At 42.2% G+C, this 17,599-nt stretch carries 17 protein-coding genes; 2 read left to right on the forward strand and 15 right to left on the reverse strand.

Features of this window, described 5'->3' with window-relative positions; translation table 11 throughout:
- Nucleotides 1–42: 42 nt before the first annotated feature.
- The 9 genes from tuf to fkpA form a co-directional block, all read right to left on the reverse strand.
- Nucleotides 43–1,227, reverse strand: a complete 1,185-nt coding sequence (gene tuf / locus M1F14_RS01340; RefSeq protein ID WP_042847578.1) for an elongation factor Tu — start codon at nt 1,225–1,227, stop codon at nt 43–45.
- Between the two features lie 78 nt (nt 1,228–1,305).
- The gene (gene fusA / locus M1F14_RS01345; RefSeq protein ID WP_042847580.1) at nt 1,306–3,432 is read right to left on the reverse strand and encodes an elongation factor G; all 2,127 of its coding nucleotides are present in this window, start codon (nt 3,430–3,432) and stop codon (nt 1,306–1,308) included.
- Between the two features lie 85 nt (nt 3,433–3,517).
- Nucleotides 3,518–3,988 (reverse strand): 30S ribosomal protein S7, encoded by a 471-nt coding sequence (gene rpsG / locus M1F14_RS01350; RefSeq protein WP_004262486.1) that lies wholly within the window; start codon nt 3,986–3,988, stop codon nt 3,518–3,520.
- Between the two features lie 98 nt (nt 3,989–4,086).
- Nucleotides 4,087–4,461: a 30S ribosomal protein S12 gene (gene rpsL, locus M1F14_RS01355; protein WP_004923923.1), complete on the reverse strand. Its 375-nt coding sequence runs from the start codon at nt 4,459–4,461 to the stop codon at nt 4,087–4,089.
- 136 nt (nt 4,462–4,597) lie between these two features.
- Nucleotides 4,598–4,885 (reverse strand): sulfurtransferase complex subunit TusB, encoded by a 288-nt coding sequence (tusB, locus tag M1F14_RS01360; protein ID WP_042847582.1) that lies wholly within the window; start codon nt 4,883–4,885, stop codon nt 4,598–4,600.
- 39 nt (nt 4,886–4,924) lie between these two features.
- A complete protein-coding gene (gene tusC / locus M1F14_RS01365) occupies nt 4,925–5,254 on the reverse strand; it encodes a sulfurtransferase complex subunit TusC (protein WP_208292484.1) in 330 nt (109 codons plus the stop codon).
- A 55-nt stretch (nt 5,255–5,309) separates the two neighbouring features.
- Nucleotides 5,310–5,714: a sulfurtransferase complex subunit TusD gene (gene tusD, locus M1F14_RS01370; protein WP_042847585.1), complete on the reverse strand. Its 405-nt coding sequence runs from the start codon at nt 5,712–5,714 to the stop codon at nt 5,310–5,312.
- Nucleotides 5,711–6,415, reverse strand: coding sequence for a transcriptional regulator (locus tag M1F14_RS01375; RefSeq protein WP_042847586.1), 705 nt, complete (start codon nt 6,413–6,415; stop codon nt 5,711–5,713). The genes tusD and M1F14_RS01375 overlap by 4 nt, the downstream gene beginning before the upstream one ends.
- A gap of 1,074 nt (nt 6,416–7,489) precedes the next feature.
- Nucleotides 7,490–8,233: an FKBP-type peptidyl-prolyl cis-trans isomerase gene (fkpA, locus tag M1F14_RS01380; protein WP_042847796.1), complete on the reverse strand. Its 744-nt coding sequence runs from the start codon at nt 8,231–8,233 to the stop codon at nt 7,490–7,492.
- Between the two features lie 252 nt (nt 8,234–8,485).
- Here fkpA and M1F14_RS01385 point away from each other — a divergent pair, with 252 nt between their 5' ends.
- Nucleotides 8,486–8,707, forward strand: a complete 222-nt coding sequence (locus M1F14_RS01385; protein ID WP_042847589.1) for a SlyX family protein — start codon at nt 8,486–8,488, stop codon at nt 8,705–8,707.
- Nucleotides 8,708–8,764: 57 nt separating this feature from the next.
- On the opposite strand, the gene slyD is transcribed toward M1F14_RS01385, so the two are convergent.
- The 4 genes from slyD to kefG form a co-directional block, all read right to left on the reverse strand.
- Nucleotides 8,765–9,364, reverse strand: a complete 600-nt coding sequence (gene slyD, locus M1F14_RS01390) for a peptidylprolyl isomerase (RefSeq protein WP_042847590.1) — start codon at nt 9,362–9,364, stop codon at nt 8,765–8,767.
- Nucleotides 9,365–9,452: 88 nt separating this feature from the next.
- Nucleotides 9,453–9,656, reverse strand: coding sequence for a YheV family putative zinc ribbon protein (locus M1F14_RS01395; RefSeq protein WP_042847592.1), 204 nt, complete (start codon nt 9,654–9,656; stop codon nt 9,453–9,455).
- An 11-nt stretch (nt 9,657–9,667) separates the two neighbouring features.
- Nucleotides 9,668–11,473: a glutathione-regulated potassium-efflux system protein KefB gene (gene kefB, locus M1F14_RS01400; RefSeq protein ID WP_042847594.1), complete on the reverse strand. Its 1,806-nt coding sequence runs from the start codon at nt 11,471–11,473 to the stop codon at nt 9,668–9,670.
- Complete coding sequence (gene kefG / locus M1F14_RS01405; RefSeq protein WP_042847597.1) at nt 11,473–12,027, reverse strand: glutathione-regulated potassium-efflux system ancillary protein KefG; 555 nt, start codon at nt 12,025–12,027, stop codon at nt 11,473–11,475. The genes kefB and kefG overlap by 1 nt, the downstream gene beginning before the upstream one ends.
- Before the next feature lie 222 nt (nt 12,028–12,249).
- Between kefG and M1F14_RS01410 the strand changes: the two genes are divergently transcribed.
- On the forward strand, nt 12,250–14,184 hold the full coding sequence (locus M1F14_RS01410) for an ABC transporter ATP-binding protein (RefSeq protein WP_048605410.1): 1,935 nt from the start codon (nt 12,250–12,252) through the stop codon (nt 14,182–14,184).
- 75 nt (nt 14,185–14,259) lie between these two features.
- On the opposite strand, the gene adiA is transcribed toward M1F14_RS01410, so the two are convergent.
- On the reverse strand, nt 14,260–16,527 hold the full coding sequence (adiA, locus tag M1F14_RS01415) for an arginine decarboxylase (protein ID WP_048605411.1): 2,268 nt from the start codon (nt 16,525–16,527) through the stop codon (nt 14,260–14,262).
- Between the two features lie 109 nt (nt 16,528–16,636).
- A complete protein-coding gene (locus M1F14_RS01420; RefSeq protein WP_042847601.1) occupies nt 16,637–17,497 on the reverse strand; it encodes a MurR/RpiR family transcriptional regulator in 861 nt (286 codons plus the stop codon).
- Nucleotides 17,498–17,599 lie beyond the last annotated feature (102 nt).

A 17,599-nucleotide genomic window follows, 5' to 3' on the forward strand; every position in this document is an offset into this window, starting at 1 on the left:
TTTTTTACTAAAGTAGTTCTTTCTTATTCAGAAAGAGCGGTATTATGCAATGATTTTTGCAACAACACCCGCACCTACAGTACGGCCACCTTCACGGATTGCGAAACGTAAACCGTCGTCCATCGCGATTGGGTGGATCAGGGTAACGATCATGTTGATGTTATCACCTGGCATTACCATTTCTACGCCTTCTGGCAGTTCGATAGTACCTGTTACGTCAGTTGTACGGAAGTAGAACTGTGGACGGTAACCTTTGAAGAATGGAGTATGACGACCACCTTCATCTTTGCTCAGAATATAAACTTCTGATTCGAACTGAGTATGTGGCTTGATTGAACCTGGTTTAGCCAATACTTGACCACGTTGAATTTCTTCACGTTTTGTACCACGTAACAGAACACCAACGTTCTCACCTGCACGACCTTCGTCAAGCAGTTTACGGAACATTTCAACACCAGTACAGGTAGTTTTTACAGTGTCTTGGATACCAACGATTTCAACTTCTTCACCAACTTTGATGATACCACGCTCAACACGGCCTGTTACTACTGTACCACGACCTGAGATTGAGAATACGTCTTCGATTGGCAGCAGGAATGGCTTGTCAATTGCACGCTCTGGCTCTGGGATGTAAGAATCCAAGTGCTCTGCTAATTCAACAATTTTCGCTTCCCACTCTGGGTTGCCTTCCAGCGCTTTCAGAGCTGAACCACGAACAACTGGAGTATCGTCGCCTGGGAAATCGTATTGAGACAGAAGTTCACGAACTTCCATTTCAACTAATTCTAACAGCTCTTCGTCGTCTACCATGTCACATTTGTTCAGGAAAACGATGATGTATGGAACACCAACCTGACGACCTAACAGGATGTGCTCACGAGTTTGTGGCATTGGGCCATCTGTCGCAGCAACAACCAGGATTGCACCGTCCATCTGAGCAGCACCAGTGATCATGTTTTTAACATAGTCGGCGTGTCCTGGGCAGTCTACGTGTGCGTAGTGGCGAGTTGGAGTATCGTACTCTACGTGAGAAGTAGAGATGGTGATACCACGCGCTTTTTCTTCTGGTGCGTTATCGATTTGATCGAATGCACGCGCTGCGCCGCCGTAAGTTTTAGCCAGAACAGTAGTGATAGCTGCTGTCAGAGTAGTTTTACCATGGTCAACGTGGCCGATAGTACCAACGTTAACGTGCGGTTTTGAACGTTCAAATTTTTCTTTAGACACGACTCTATTCCTTATGGAGTTCCCTCTTCACTATAAAGAAGGAACTTAAATTAAAGTAGTTAATCGATAAAAAACCGATTATTTAGCGTTACGAGCTTCGATAACAGCTTGTGCAACGTTGTTTGGTGCTTCATTGTACTTCAGGAACTCCATAGAGTATGAAGCACGACCTTGTGTCTGAGAACGCAGGTCAGTAGCATAACCGAACATTTCCGACAATGGTACTTGTGCACGAACGACTTTACCAGTAGGTAGGTCATCCATACCTTCAATCATACCACGACGACGGTTCAGGTCACCAATAACATCACCCATGTAGTCTTCTGGTGTTTCCACTTCGACTTTCATGATTGGCTCAAGCAGAACTGGTTTAGCTTTTTTGAAGCCATCTTTAAACGCGATTGATGCCGCAAGTTTAAACGCCAATTCAGAGGAGTCAACATCATGGTAAGAACCGAAATGTAGACGAACACCCATGTTAACCACAGGATAACCCGCTAATGGGCCAGATTTCAGCTGCTCTTGGATACCTTTGTCAACCGCAGGGATGTATTCAGTAGGAATTACACCACCTTTGATTTCGTTGACAAATTCGTAGTCCATTGGAGCACCGTCTTTATCGTTTTTGTCCAGTGGGAACATATCGATAACGACATGACCATACTGACCACGACCACCAGACTGTTTAGCGTGTTTACCTTCGATATCAGTCACTTTAGCAGTGATTGCTTCGCGGTAAGCTACTTGAGGTTTACCAACGTTCGCTTCAACTTTAAATTCGCGACGCATACGGTCAACCAGAACGTCCAAGTGCAATTCACCCATACCAGCGATGATAGTCTGATTCGTCTCTTCATCACTTGATACGCGGAAAGATGGATCTTCTTGCGCCAAACGGCCCAATGCGATACCCATTTTTTCTTGGTCAGCTTTAGTTTTTGGTTCGATTGCAACAGAGATTACTGGCTCTGGGAATTCCATACGCTCTAGGATGATTGGTGCATCAATCGCACATAAAGTATCACCTGTAGTAACGTCTTTCAGACCGATAGCTGCCGCGATGTCACCAGCGCGAACTTCTTTAATCTCTTCACGTTTATTAGCGTGCATCTGTACGATACGGCCAAAACGCTCTTTTTTCGCTTTAACTGCGTTCAATACTGTGTCACCTGAGTTAACAACACCAGAGTAAACACGGAAGAACGTCAAGTTACCCACGAATGGGTCAGTTGCAATTTTAAATGCTAATGATGAGAATGGCTCATCATCACTTGCGTGACGCTCAGCTGGAGTGTCTTTACCGTCGTCCAGAATACCATTGATCGCAGGTACATCTGTTGGCGCAGGTAAGTAATCAATAACTGCATCCAGCATCGCCTGAACACCTTTGTTCTTAAATGCAGAACCACAGGTAACCAGGATAATTTCACTTGCAAGAACACGTTGACGTAATGCAGCTTTAATTTCTGCTTCAGTCAGTTCTTCACCGCCCAGATATTTCTCCATCAGTTCTTCTGATGCTTCTGCTGCGGTTTCGATTAGGTTGTTGTGCCACTCTTCAGCTGCTTCTTGCATGTTCGCAGGGATATCTTCGTATTCGAAGGTAACGCCTTGGTCTTCATCGCTCCACTTGATTGCTTTCATTTTCAGCAAGTCAATAACACCAGTGAACGACTCTTCTGCGCCGACTGGTAATTGCAGTGGAACTGCGTTAGCTGCTAAACGTGTTTTTAATTGCTCAACAACACGTAAGAAGTTCGCACCCATACGGTCCATTTTGTTAACGAACGCAATACGTGGAACTTTATATTTGTTAGCCTGACGCCATACAGTTTCAGACTGTGGCTGAACACCACCAACCGCACAGTAAACCATTACTGCGCCATCAAGAACACGCATAGAACGTTCTACTTCGATGGTGAAGTCAACGTGTCCTGGGGTGTCGATGATGTTAACACGGTGTGGCTCATACTGTTTTGCCATACCAGACCAGAATGCAGTAGTCGCAGCAGATGTGATAGTAATACCACGCTCTTGCTCCTGCTCCATCCAGTCCATTGTTGCAGAACCTTCGTGAGTCTCACCAATTTTATGGTTTACACCAGTATAGAACAGAATACGTTCAGAAGTTGTGGTTTTACCGGCGTCGATGTGTGCACTGATACCGATATTACGATAACGTGCTATGGGCGTTTGACGGGCCATTTTTTCCTCTCTCGTGGGCGTTCATTTCTTCATATAAAGGGTAGCAAAGGCTACCCTGAGATACAGCACTAAGGTCGATAAAAAATTACCAACGGTAGTGTGCGAACGCCTTGTTAGCTTCTGCCATACGGTGAACGTCTTCACGTTTCTTAACAGCGGAACCTTTGTTCTCAGCAGCATCTGATAATTCGTTTGCCAGGCGCAGAGCCATAGATTTATCACCGCGTTTACGAGCAGCATCAACGATCCAACGCATTGCCAGGGCATTACGACGAACCGGGCGAACTTCAACTGGAACTTGGTAAGTTGAACCACCAACACGGCGGGATTTAACTTCCACAGTCGGACGCACGTTATCCAGTGCTAATTCGAATGCATCAAGTTCAGTTTTACCAGAACGCTGAGCAAGGGTCTCAAGTGCGTTATATACGATTGCTTCAGCAGTAGATTTTTTCCCGTCTACCATCAGGATATTTACAAATTTGGCCAGTAATTCTGATCCGAACTTAGGATCTGGAAGAATTTTACGTTGACCTATTACGCGACGACGTGGCATGGATATGACTCCGTTGTTAATTCAGGTTTGTCCAAAACTCTACGAGTTTATTTTGACATTAAGATTAAAAATGTTTGGCCTTACTTAACGGATATCCATTAAGCCTTAGGCTTTTTAGCGCCGTACTTAGAACGTGCTTGTTTGCGGTCTTTAACACCAGAACAGTCCAGTGCTCCGCGAACGGTGTGATAACGCACACCTGGCAAGTCTTTAACACGACCACCACGGATAAGAATTACGGAGTGTTCCTGCAAGTTGTGGCCTTCACCACCAATGTAGGAAGAAACTTCATAACCATTAGTTAAACGAACACGGCATACTTTACGTAATGCTGAGTTTGGTTTTTTAGGAGTAGTAGTATATACACGTGTACATACACCACGTTTTTGCGGGCAAGCTTCCAGCGCTGGAACGTTGCTTTTCACAACTTTCGAGCTACGGGATTTGCGTACCAGCTGATTAATAGTTGCCATTATTAAAAAAGCTCCTGGTTTTTTTGCTTCGTAAACACGGATTTCGACCTCGTTCGCCAACATGACGATACACGAGGACGCGAAATTTTATTGCTGACTGGCTCAGGTGTCAAGAAATATACAACTTTTAGTGCCTTTATATGGCAAAATGTTGTTTTTGGACTTCTGTTAGCTTCACAAAACCTTGATAAGTGATTACAGAAACTGCGTTTGAGAGGGAATTTTGTAACCCCCGCGCGTTGATGTCTACATCCAATGCATACAACTGAGCCCCTGTTTTTTGCAATGCATCAAGGTAAGGCGACTGCTGTACCGCGACAACCACGCCATCTTGCATCAGTAAAACTACGTCTTTATCAGTAATTAAACGTAACACTGCCGAAAAATCACAACTAAACGGAGATGTTGCTAATGTATACAGCATAGAAAAGATCCTATCATAGATCAAAAACCACACAAAAGATTAAAATCTAAGCACCACATCGCATTCCGCAATTTTCTTGCGAATCTCTTCAACGCCAAGGATCTTAGGCGGGACTACCCATTCATGATGTTCATCCAACCCTCTTTCTTGCATAGAAGCGCGGCAAAGATAAATATTTTCAATATCATACAGCGGTAAAATTTTAAACGTAGCGATGTAATCTCGGGCCAGAACTTTGCTAGGTTGTTGTTTTGCAAGAAGCTGAAAAATACCATCAGAAATAAAAAATACATTAATGTCTTCTGTCAGCGCTGAAGTCGCCAATAAGGCATCTAACCCTTCTCGGCCACTTGCATTTCCATGAGGCATAGTTGTAAAGACAAAGGCAATTTTTTTCACACAATACCTTAGTGTTGGGCTGTTCTTAGAATTGGACTGTTCTGTCTGTGGTCATCATAGCCTCGGCTAAGCTCCCTAAGCCGCTCATGATGAAGCCATTTGCAAGATTAGCGACGGGCAGCGTTAAATTTTGCGCTTGTTCTTGGTCAACGATACCCCGTCGTAATGCGGCAGAAACACAAATGTGCATTTCACACCCTGATTGCTCTGCCAGTTCCTGCCATGCTGCAACTAAATTAAATTCATCCGTTGCAGGCGAGGTCAACAAATTAGCATTGGTCACCCCTTCCCGATAAAAAAATAGGGTTTTCAATTGGTGCCCTTCTGCAAGAAGGGCTTTCGCAAATTGGAACGCACTTGTGGCTTGTTGTGTTCCATAAGCCGGACCAGTAACTAATAAACAGTAACTTAATGAATTTACGTGACTCATTCACCGCTCTTGAATTGACGAATATATAAATAAACTGTGTGTTTAGAAATATTCAGGCGATCAGCAACTTGGTTTATCGCGTCTTTGATATCGAAAATCCCTTTTTCATAAAGGTTAAGTACTACCTGCTTGTTTTTCGCATTATTCGAAACATTACGGTCATTACCGACTTCTTCGATAGTATATTCCAGTGTTTGTGCAACAAGATCGTCAACAGAAGATGCAAAGTTAACATCTGAAGTGACTTCTTGTTTTGTTTCTGGAACAAACGATTGAATAATTTCAGAGAATGGCACATCCAAGTTCATATTAATACATAGCAAGCCAATAACACGCTGCTTACGATTACGGATAGCAATCGTCACTGATTTCATTAAATCGCCACTTTTGGCTTTCGTAAAATAAGCCTTGGAAGCGTTGGATTCTTCATCTGCCATATCATGCAACATGCGCAGTGCGAGATCCGTTATCGGCGAGCCAATTTTACGACCAGTGTGTTGCCCATTCGCTATTCTCACTGCTGAACAGTTTAGGTCTTCCAAAGAATGAAGAACAATTTCGCAGTGCCCACCAATTAACATTGCTAAGCCATCAACCGCCGCTTCATATGATTTTAAGATTTCGTGGTCGGTCTCAGTAAACGGCTGGTTATCCAGTATATTGATATCGCTGAGGTCGTGTGACTGTAAAGAATCTGACATTTTCAACATCATCCTTCTAAATGTAAAAATTCATCCCGTTGACTAATAAGGCATTCATTATTCGACTAATTTACCTTAATTATACGACTTGTAATCAACAATTATGATGATAAAAAATAAAATAGAGTCTTGTGAAGTTAAAACTCCAAGACGTTGCCGTCAAGCGAATGAATGCAAGACAGTCTGTTTTATCACAAGTTTTAAACAATTTGAGGATTTTTTTTACCGAAAGTTCATCAAGGTTTGCTTCTGTCGCCACTATCATGGTGTGGCTTATCTGCAACTTACTCATTAACCGGGAGTACCTCGACTTAGCAAGATCTATAACAGAGTAAATTTAGTTTTTTCGTTATTCATATAAATGGGACTATTCGCGATAGTGATTTATTATTAATAATATATGTAAAACCAACTCATAATTATTAATTAAATAATAAAGGTATAATTATTTACAATTTTACTTAGCTGAAATAACATCAAAAACTCACCATTATAATTAAAAAGCAATTTCACTAAAAAATTTTATTAATTCGTAAGGTTTCTTATGCCAAAATACAAATCTATAGTTCTAACTATTTACTTTCTAATAGTTTCATTCAATGAAATATATGACTTATTACTGTTAATCACCGGCATTGTAACAGTGTACATCGATGAACTGACTATCTATTCAATAGCCTTTACTTTACTAATTATGGTAATGCGCTCACTGTTACTTACCTCTGTTCTAAATTATTCATTACATATTAAATCCATAATTAAACGTATTTTTATGTTAGCTATTTCATTAGTATTAATCGTTGATGCGATTAACCTTTTTGTTTTTTATTTATCAGATATTGACATTTCATATTTTACGCCTTTCCATATCATTAGAAACTCACCTAAAACATTTATATTTTTAACCGTATTATCTACTGTATTTTCTTTATTTTTAAATAAGGAGCTACCATGGCAGGAAACAAAGATATCTTATAGATGCTAATGAGTCGCCATAGAGATAATTAAAATGCTTTATACAAAAAAAACCCAAGACCTGACGCCTTGGGCTCTTGAAACAAACTTTATTTGCGCTTATTTAGCCGCTGGTTTGATATCTAATAATTCAACATCAAAGACTAAAGTTGAGTTTGCAGGGATACCCGGAACGCCGTTTTCGCCATACGCTAAATCAGCAGGGATCACTAACTGCATTTTACCGCCTTTTTTCAGGTTAACTAGACCTTCAGTCCAGCCTTTAATGACTGAGTTTAAAGGAATAGTCAGTGGCTCATTACGTGTGTATGAGCTGTCAAATTCAGTACCATCAATCAGAGAACCTTTGTAGTGAACAACAACGGTTTCGTCTGCTTTAGGTTTTGCACCTGTACCTTCTTTTTCAATTTTGTACAGTAAGCCAGACTTAGTTTTTACTACGCCTTTTTCTTTCGCATATTTTTCGCGGTACTCAGCACCTTTTTTCTCATTGCTTGCTGATTCTTCTTTCATTTTTTTGTCGGCAGCTTCTTTGACTTGCCCTTCAAATTGACGCAGTGTTTCTTCAACCTCTGCATCCGTCATTTTGCTTTTGCCATTGAAAGCATCTTGAACACCCGCCAGTAATTGAGCGTTATCCAAGTTAATACCAATGGTTTTTTGTTCTTCTAAAGAATTCTGCATGTAGCGGCCTAATGAAGCACCTAATGCATACGCATTACGCTCTTCTGCGTTTTTGAATGCGCTGCTTTGTGCTTTGGCTTCCGCTGCCATCACCTGTGGAGCAGCGAAAGTAAATGCTAGCGTGGTTGCTAAAAGGCTTGCCTTAAACAGTGATTTCATCCTAATCTCCGATAACTTTTATTCGAGTATGTTCGAATAGCGAACTATTCGTTTTTATGTTTATTGATAATCAACTTTTAACTTTAGAAACTGATTACCAATTAGTATAGAAAAAAATAAGAATTTCTTAGACTACATTAACAAAAAGAGGTTTCATCGCCTACATCTTTAACTAAAACTTATCTATGGATTTGTAATGTTCGGTTATTATGATGGTTTAATTATGACAAATACATCTAAGGAGAGTCGAAGATGGGCTCATCTGATACATTAGAACAACGTTTAGAACTTTTAGAAAGCAAAGTCGCCTTTCAAGAATTGGCGATTGAACAACTCAACCAGGTTATCACCGACCAACAAATGCAACTTAACCGTATGCAAGAGCATTTACGCATTGTGACGGAAAGGCTGAAATCTTCGCAAGATAGCCATTTAGCAAGGCCAGAAGAAGAAACACCCCCTCCTCATTATTAATGAGGCCACAAAAAAGGAAGCTTTCGCTTCCTTCTAATACTTAGCTATTGCTAGTTATTAATGGCAACCGCAGCCGCCTTGTTTGTGACCATGGCCTTCGCCACCGCCACAACAACCGCCTTCTGAGCCGTGGCTATGACCGCCACCGCCACAGCAACCACCTTCGTGGTCGTGGTCATGGTCGTGACCGCCTGCACCATGAACGTGCCCATGTGCAATTTCTTCTTCTGTTGCTTCACGAATAGCCATGACTTCAACATTAAATTTCAAGTTTTGGCCTGCTAACATGTGGTTACCATCAACGATAACTTCATCACCTTCAATACCGGTGATTTCAACAGGAACTGGGCCCATGTCAGTGTCAGCTAAGAAACGCATACCCACTTCTAGCTCATCAACGCCCATGAATACATCTTTAGGAACGCGTTGAACTAAGTTGTCATCGTATTGACCATATGCATCGTCTGAAGCAACTTCAACATCAAAGTTTTCACCGACAGCACGGCCTTCTAATGCTTTTTCTAGACCTGAAATTAAAGACCCACGGCCATGCAAATAGTCCATTGGCGCGCTTGCTGGGGACTCATCAACTAAAACACCGTCTTCTGTTCTTACTTGATAAGCCAAGCTGACCACCAAGTCTTTTGCTACTTTCATGACATCTCCTACTACCCATATGGGGAAAATTTTTCTGCCAATTGTACCGAAAAACTATAGTGATGTATTGAGAATTGACAAAATTCTCTCATTCAGGTGTAAAAATCCCTATAACTTGCTCTTTTTCCCTAATATGCCCAGTTGTTTCATCCCCTGCTTGACGCTGCTGATCGCCACAATTGACACATTCAACTACATCAATTTTATCTTCACGCCACATCATTAACGTGTCTTGTGACTTACATTTAGGGCAAATTGCACCTGCAATAAACCGTTTACGTGTTGACGACATGTTGGTTTCCTTTATTCATCTTTATTCCAGCCATGTGGCTGGCGATGCTCTCTAAGCATTTCTTTTTCAAACAGCTCATTTAACTCGCGCCTTGCCTCTTTGACACGAGAAACTTGGCCGCTATCCCCTTCATTTTCAGGAATAATCTCTCTAAGCACACGCATATCTAGACGGCGGAAATGTTGTTTAGCTCGGTATGCTTTATGTGGATGCATACCGGTACTAATTAATGCCTTACTCCCCAATTCTAATGCGCTAGAGAAGGTTTCTCGACTAAAGTCAGTGACACCACTTTGCAATAATTCGTGTGCCTCTACACGGCCTTTCGCGCGTGCGATGATATGTAAATTAGGGAAATTCTCTTGGCATAAATGTACAATTTCCATAACTTCTTCGGGCACATCACTAGTGATCACAATTGCCTTCGCTTTTTCTGCTCCCGCTGAGCGCAATAATTGTAGCTCACGCGCATCCCCATAATAAACAGTATAGCCATAGCGCCGCATTGTACCTATCGCTGTAACATCCTGTTCAAGTACGGTAATTTTGACTTTATTGGCCATTAATAGGCGGCCTACCACTTGCCCCATACGACCAAAACCAACCAAAATAACATGAGGGTCGTTATCTTCGACAAATGGTTTTTCACTTGACGTTGGTTGCCGATTATAGCGGTAGTTCAGATAAGCATCTATCAACTGCATCACAAGTGGTGTTGTCATCATAGAAAGGGTGACGACCACCAATAAGAGGTCCATTTGGCGCTCGTCAATCACACTTGCACCAGATGCGGTTGCGTAAATGACAAAAGCAAATTCCCCGCCTTGACTTAAAACACCAGAAAATTGTGCTCTAGCACCATTCCTAAGCCTTGCTGCATGGCTCAGGCCATAAAGGACAAGGGCTTTTACCGCGACAAGAATGACCACAGCAACCAAAACTTGTGGTAAATACGCCCAGAGTATTTGTAAATTTAGTGACATCCCAACTGAGATAAAAAATAACCCCAGCAATAGCCCTTTGAATGGCTCAATATTAATTTCGAGTTCATGGCGAAATTCTGTTTCTGCTAGCATCACACCTGCCATAAACGTCCCTAATGCCATAGAGAACCCAAGGCTTTCCATTATTAATGCAGACCCTAACACTACCAATAGTGCTGCAGCTGTAAAAATTTCATGTACGCCTGATTTCGCCGCTAATTTAAACATTGGGCGTAACAAGTAACGCCCCACCACCCATAAACCGGCAAATGCGATAACTTTTAAGCCAATCTTTTGCCAATCACTTGTGGCTGAATCCCCAGCTAATAAGGGGATCAATGCCATAATGGGGATCACCGCCATATCTTGGAATAACAACACAGAAAAACCAAGCTGCCCGCTTTCTTTGTTGGACATGCCTTTTTCATTCATGAGTTGCAAAGCCATAGCGGTTGAAGACATTGCCATCCCCAGCCCACCAACCACAGCAGCTTGCCAAGAAAACTTCGCTAAAAATAACAGTGATGCCATTATTGCCGCAGTAACAACCACCTGCACGGTTCCTACACCAAAAATAGAGCGCCTAAGTTCCCACAGTTTAGATGGTTTTAACTCTAAACCAATTAAGAACATTAGGAATACCACCCCCATTTCAGAGAAATGTAAAATGTCATCGACGTTATGAATAAAGCCCAAAACAAATGGCCCAATCATAATCCCCGCGAGTAAATACCCAAGCACCGCCCCTAAACGGATTTTTTGTGCAATAGGTACCATCACCACACCGGCACATAAAAAAATAATGACAGATTCAAATAGCCCCAATTCTGACATTAGGAGAGCCCTCCCGCGCTTAGCGGTTGTTGTATCCATTGACGGTAGTCATCAATCAGCTGTTGAAACCGCTCAGTGGGCTGCCGACGTGCTGCATAAATAATGATAGGTTCCAACCATTGCATATCACACATCAATGCGGTCAATTCAAATGGTCGAAGTATTTCGTTAAGTGGGTAATGATTATAGCCGTCATGTTGATATGCATGAATGGGTTCGCCTGTCGTGATCACAGAACGCCAGTATTTCCCTTTCAGTTTTTGATAGCCCATCTCCGTTGCAAAACGGCGCGTTAAAACACGGTCAAACCATTCTTTCAACAACGCAGGGCAACTATAAGTATAGAGAGGGTGTTGAAAAACAATGATATCGTGCTGGCACAGTAATTCTTGTTCCGCAGTTACATCAATAAAATAATCAGGATAGGTTGCGTATAAATCATGGACTGTCACATGTTCAAAACCACACACCACACTAAGCAATGCCTTGTTAGCAATAGACTCATCAGGGTCTGGGTGAGCGTAGATCACCAGTACTTTAGGTGTATTTGACATCTTTCCCTCCTCAAAGGCGTGTCAGACGGAACATTTTCCGTTACCATGCAGCCTGCTATACTCGTCATACTTCACGTTGCTGTGTTGTTGACTACGCGCATTCGCACTAGTCACCTACTTAAATAGGCTCCTAGCGACTCATTTGCTTGTCGCCTAACAGCACCGTGAATTATTTAGAGTATATACGTTGATAATTTAACATATTTTTAATAGACGGTTGCTATGATTGTTTTCTCTTCACTCCAAATTCGCCGAGGTGTTCGTATCCTACTGGATAACGCCACTGCGACGATTAACCCTGGCCAAAAAGTTGGTTTAGTGGGTAAAAACGGCTGCGGTAAATCGACCCTTCTAGCACTATTAAAAGGCGAATTACAAGCTGAAGCAGGTTCTGCAACCTTCCCAAGTAATTGGTCTATGGCATGGGTCAACCAAGAAACCCCTGCCCTTGATGTCCCTGCCCTTGAGTATGTGATTGACGGTGACCGTGAGTTCCGCGCCCTAGAACAAAAACTACAACAAGCCAATGAAAAAAATGATGGCCATGCCATTGCGGTTATCCATGGGCAACTCGATGCAATTGATGCATGGACAATCCGTTCTCGCGCATCCAGCTTGCTACACGGCTTAGGCTTTAGCCAAGCGCAATTAGACTCACCAGTGAAATCTTTTTCTGGTGGGTGGCGTATGCGTTTGAACCTCGCTCAGGCTCTACTTTGCCGTTCTGACCTATTACTACTCGATGAACCAACTAACCACCTTGATTTAGATGCGGTTATTTGGTTAGAAAAGTGGCTTAAAGGCTACCAAGGTACATTAATTTTAATTTCCCATGATAGGGATTTCCTTGATCCAATTATTGATAAAGTCCTGCATATAGAACAAGAAAGCCTGTTCGAATACACGGGCAACTATTCTTCTTTTGAGCGCCAACGTGCAACTAAATTAGCACAACAACAAGCGTTGTATGAAAGCCAACAAGCAAAAGCCGCTCATTTACAAAGCTATATTGACCGTTTTAGAGTGCAAGCGACAAAGGCCAAGCAAGCGCAAAGCCGTATTAAGATGTTAGAAAAAATGGAAATGGTGGCGCCCGCTCATGTGGATAACCCGTTCCATTTTTCATTCCGCAAACCTGAAAGCTTACCTAATCCATTATTAAAGATGGAAAAAGTCAGTGCGGGTTATGGCGAAAAAGTCATTTTGCAATCGATAAAATTGAATTTAGTGCCCGGTTCACGTATTGGTTTATTAGGCCGTAATGGTGCTGGTAAATCCACCTTAATTAAAATGCTAGCTGGCGATTTACCACCATTACAAGGGGAGATCTCCCTCGCTAAAGGTATTAAGTTAGGTTACTTTGCTCAGCATCAATTAGAGTATCTGCATCCTGAAGAATCGCCCTTGCAGCATCTAGCTCGTTTGGCTCCTGAGCAAACTGAGCAGCAGTTACGCGACTATTTAGGCGGTTTTGGCTTTAAGGGTGACCAAGTGACAGACCCTAGTGGCCGTTTCTCTGGCGGTGAAAAAGCACGCTTAGTCTTAGCGTTGATTGTTTGGCAGCGCCCGAATCTGTTGTTACTCGATGAACCAACCAACCACTTGGATTTAGACATGCGCCAAGCGTTGACAGAAGCCTTAATGGCATTTGAAGGGGCTTTAGTGGTGGTTTCCCATGATAGGCATTTATTGCGCTCAACTACCGATGAGCTGTATTTAGTTCACGGCGGCGCGGTCGAGCAATTTGATGGTGATTTAGAAGATTACCAACAATGGCTTGCCGAGCAAAACAAGCTGGAACTACAGCAAGTCCGAGATCAACAAGAAAAAGATAAGCCTGCGGCAACTTCAACAGTCACCGCCCAAGATAGAAAAGACCAAAAGCGCCGCGAAGCAGAGTTCCGTCAACTGACTCAGCCAATCCGTAAAAAAATCACGGAATTGGAAAAGCAGATGGATAAACATTCCAACGCCCTGAGTGAGCTAGAGGCAAAACTTTCTGATGCAGCTATCTATGAACAAGATAAAAAAGCCGATTTGGCAGAATGTTTGAAAAAGCAGACTGAGCACAAATCAGCACTTGAAGACGTTGAAATGGAATGGATGGAGCTGCAAGAACAGTTAGAAACCATGACCAGTGAGTTTGAAATAAATTAGTTATAAAACATCACAATTCCTTAAAATCACGAAAAGCTATCTTTGATAGCTTTTCGTTTTTATCATAGTTGAATCTTATCCTTTCACACACATCACATAATACTGCCCATCGATAATTTCAGTCCCTTCGGTTTCGTGTTCAAAACCGGGGAACTCACTGTCCCACGCTTGCAAGCTATGCAAGTAACCGATATGTGGACTATTTTTATCACCGAAGCTTTCACCTGATAACAACATTGGGATACCCGGTGGATACGGAATTATTGAGTTAGCAGCAATGCGCCCTGCCAGTTTATCAAGGGGCACCGCTTCAACACGGTTAGCGACAATCTCTTGGTACGCATCCCTTGGGCTCATCATTACTTCAGGCAGTTGCTCATAAGCTTGGTTCAGTTGCCCTCCGGGGTTATTTTTTTGCAGATAAGTGAACATTTTATCACCTAAGTCACGTAACCCCATATGACCATAAATCTCAGGAGCGGTTTCCACCACTTCCGGTAATACCTTCTTCAGCCCAGTATTATTGTCATAGTGGCGTTTAAAAGACAGCAGCGCATTGACCAAAGTCCCCCACTTCCCTTTGGTGATCCCCATAGAAAACAAGAACATAATCTGGAAGTCAGTGGTGCGGGTCGGCACAATACCATAATGATTTAGCCACGCGGTCACTAGTGCCGCGGGTACACCTGTACCCAGCAGTTTGCCATCCTCTCCCATTCCCGGTGACAAAATACTGACTTTAATTGGGTCAAGCATCGCCCAGTTTTCAGGGATATCCTTAAAACCGTGCCATTTATCTTCAGGATTCATTACCCAGCAGCTTTGCTCTTTCATCAACAATTCAACAGGGGCTTCTTCAAAGGCATAACCTTTACCTGTTGCAGGGTCTTTCACCATTTCCTGATTCCATGGTTTAAAGAACCATTCATCATCGTTAAGAAACTCTTTATACAAGTAACCTAATGATTGGCGAAAATCGATAGCTTCACGAATAACTTCATCTGTCAAAGAACGCCCACTATTACCATCCATCATATCTGCTGCGATATCATTCGAGGCACAAATCGCATACAGCGGTGAGGTGGTGGCATGCATATGATAAGCCTGATTAAAGCGATTGAAATCAATAGCATTACGGCCATTTCGGATATGAATAAATGAGGCTTGGGAAAGCGCGTTAAGTAATTTATGAGTGGAGTGTGTAGCAAAGATGGTCGGTTCATCGCCATTTCGTGGTTCATCCCGCATGGCAAAATGGCCATGATAAATTGGGTTAAAACGTGCATAACCGTACCATGCCTCATCGAAATGGATTCTATCTAAGGATTTATCGAGTAAATCTTGCACCTTACGTGCATGGTAGCAAACACCGTCATAGGTGCAATTGGTTACCACGCTATAAGCTGGGCGTTTGCCGATTTTATCCGATGTTAGTGGATTTTGAGCGATTTTTTCAGTGATCGCTTCCGGCGTCATCTCTGTCGGGTAAATTGGCCCAATAATTCCGTAGCGGTTACGACTCGGGGTCATGTATACGGGCTTAGCTCCGGTAAGGATCAGCCCTTGTTCGATAGATTTATGGCAATTTCGGTCGATTACCACCACATCTTCATCAGTCATACAGGCTTGCATAATGGTTCGATTGGAGCCCGAGGTTCCCACAACCACGGAATAAGATTGGTCAGCCCCGAAAATACGCGCTGCATTTTTTTCGCACTCACCAAAAGCACCGGTATGATCCAGTAATGAGCCTACTGCGACGCGTTCAATACCAATATCAGTACGAAATAAATTTTCACCAAAAAAATCATGATAAATGCGGCCCGCAGGGGTTTTGGTAAAACCAACGCCACCTTGGTGACCCGGTGCTGCCCACGAGTATTCATGTACATCGCTATATTTAATTAAGCTTTTCATCAGTGGCGGCAATAATTGCGCACGATAACGAATAATAGCGGCGAGGACGCGCCCTGCGATAAAATCAGCTGAATCTTCTAAAATCCATGCAAACTCATCGACTTGTTCCATCATTTTTCGGTCAAATGCCGTTAAAGCTTCTTCGCGATCACTCAATAAAAAAACGGGGACATCTTCTTGGCGGCGATGAAGTTGAGTAATTAATTGATGTGCTTGTGTTTGTTCTTGTTTGTCGGACATATCACGCCCATATAACAAACAATCAATGCTGGTATTCGAGCGAATGTATGCCATTCCATCTTCAAAATCGCGGATAATCACGGTCTCTACGTGTTCATCATTAAGCTCACTAGCAAGCCTTGCTACGGCATGGCTGATAACGGAATCTTCGTCGGTTAACTCAGTATAAACAATGAGTGCTCTCATCAATAATTCCTCTTAAACTAGTTAAAATTAAAATACTTATATCGTTAGTCTTAACGTAAATAAGGATTTTTTGCAAAGTTATCGATGAGCCCGTTCTTCCTTTTCAACGCTATTCATCTAATTTATTAATAACAACTCTTGCATTCATTACTAGCGATTTTGCTTTGGCTTCTCGCCTTTGTAATAGCGCCATAAAGATTAAATCGGTCAGCGTATTCTGAGCAGTTCTCGATGAAATAGAAGAACTACGCCATTCATCTTCTTCTGCGACACTTTCAAGAATGTAATCAGAAATTTGTGCAAGAGGTGAATGCCGGTCCCGGGTAATGGCAACCACACAGGCTCCTTGTTTACGTGCAATATTAGCCGCTGTTAGCATGTCTTTGCGTTTACCTGTAAAAGAGATAACTATCTGTATGTCATTGGCATTAAGTGTTAAAGCGGCGGCAATTTGCACATGATGGTCGGACTCGACGAGTGTCGTAATACCTATTTTTTGTAACTTGTAGCTCAAGTCCTTTGCCGTCAGCCCTGACCCACCAATGCCAACAATTTGTACTCGCTGAGATTGGTCTATTCGTTCGACAATTTTTTCAAATTGCTTGAAATCAATTAATTTTGTTGTTTCCGTGATGGAATGGTTCTTTTCCATCGCTAATTTTTGAGCTACCACCATCAAGTTATCATTCGGTGCAATACGGTTATGCAAAGCCACGTGAGGGGCACTTTCATTAAGCTGTTGACGCCCAATAATCTCACTTAATGCCAGTTTTAGCGCTGGGTAGCCTTTTACCCCAACTTTTTGACTAAACTTAACAATAGCTGATTGGCTCACATCTAAGATTTCTGCCAATTGTTGAGAAGATAAGTTCAGTACGTTTTCCGGATTTTCAATAATAAATTGTGCAATTTTACGTTGATTTTCGGCTAATCGCGGTAATGAATAAGTAATGATATCCAATAATGTCATGACAACCTCAGCTGATAATCGCTATATCAGGGTTCATAAAAATAAAATAATAATAAATTATTCCTCTTTTAATTCGCTGATGAATCAAAAATAATAACTATA

This window comes from Providencia sp. PROV003 (assembly GCF_045040775.1).
GTDB classification, from domain to species: domain Bacteria; phylum Pseudomonadota; class Gammaproteobacteria; order Enterobacterales; family Enterobacteriaceae; genus Providencia; species Providencia huashanensis.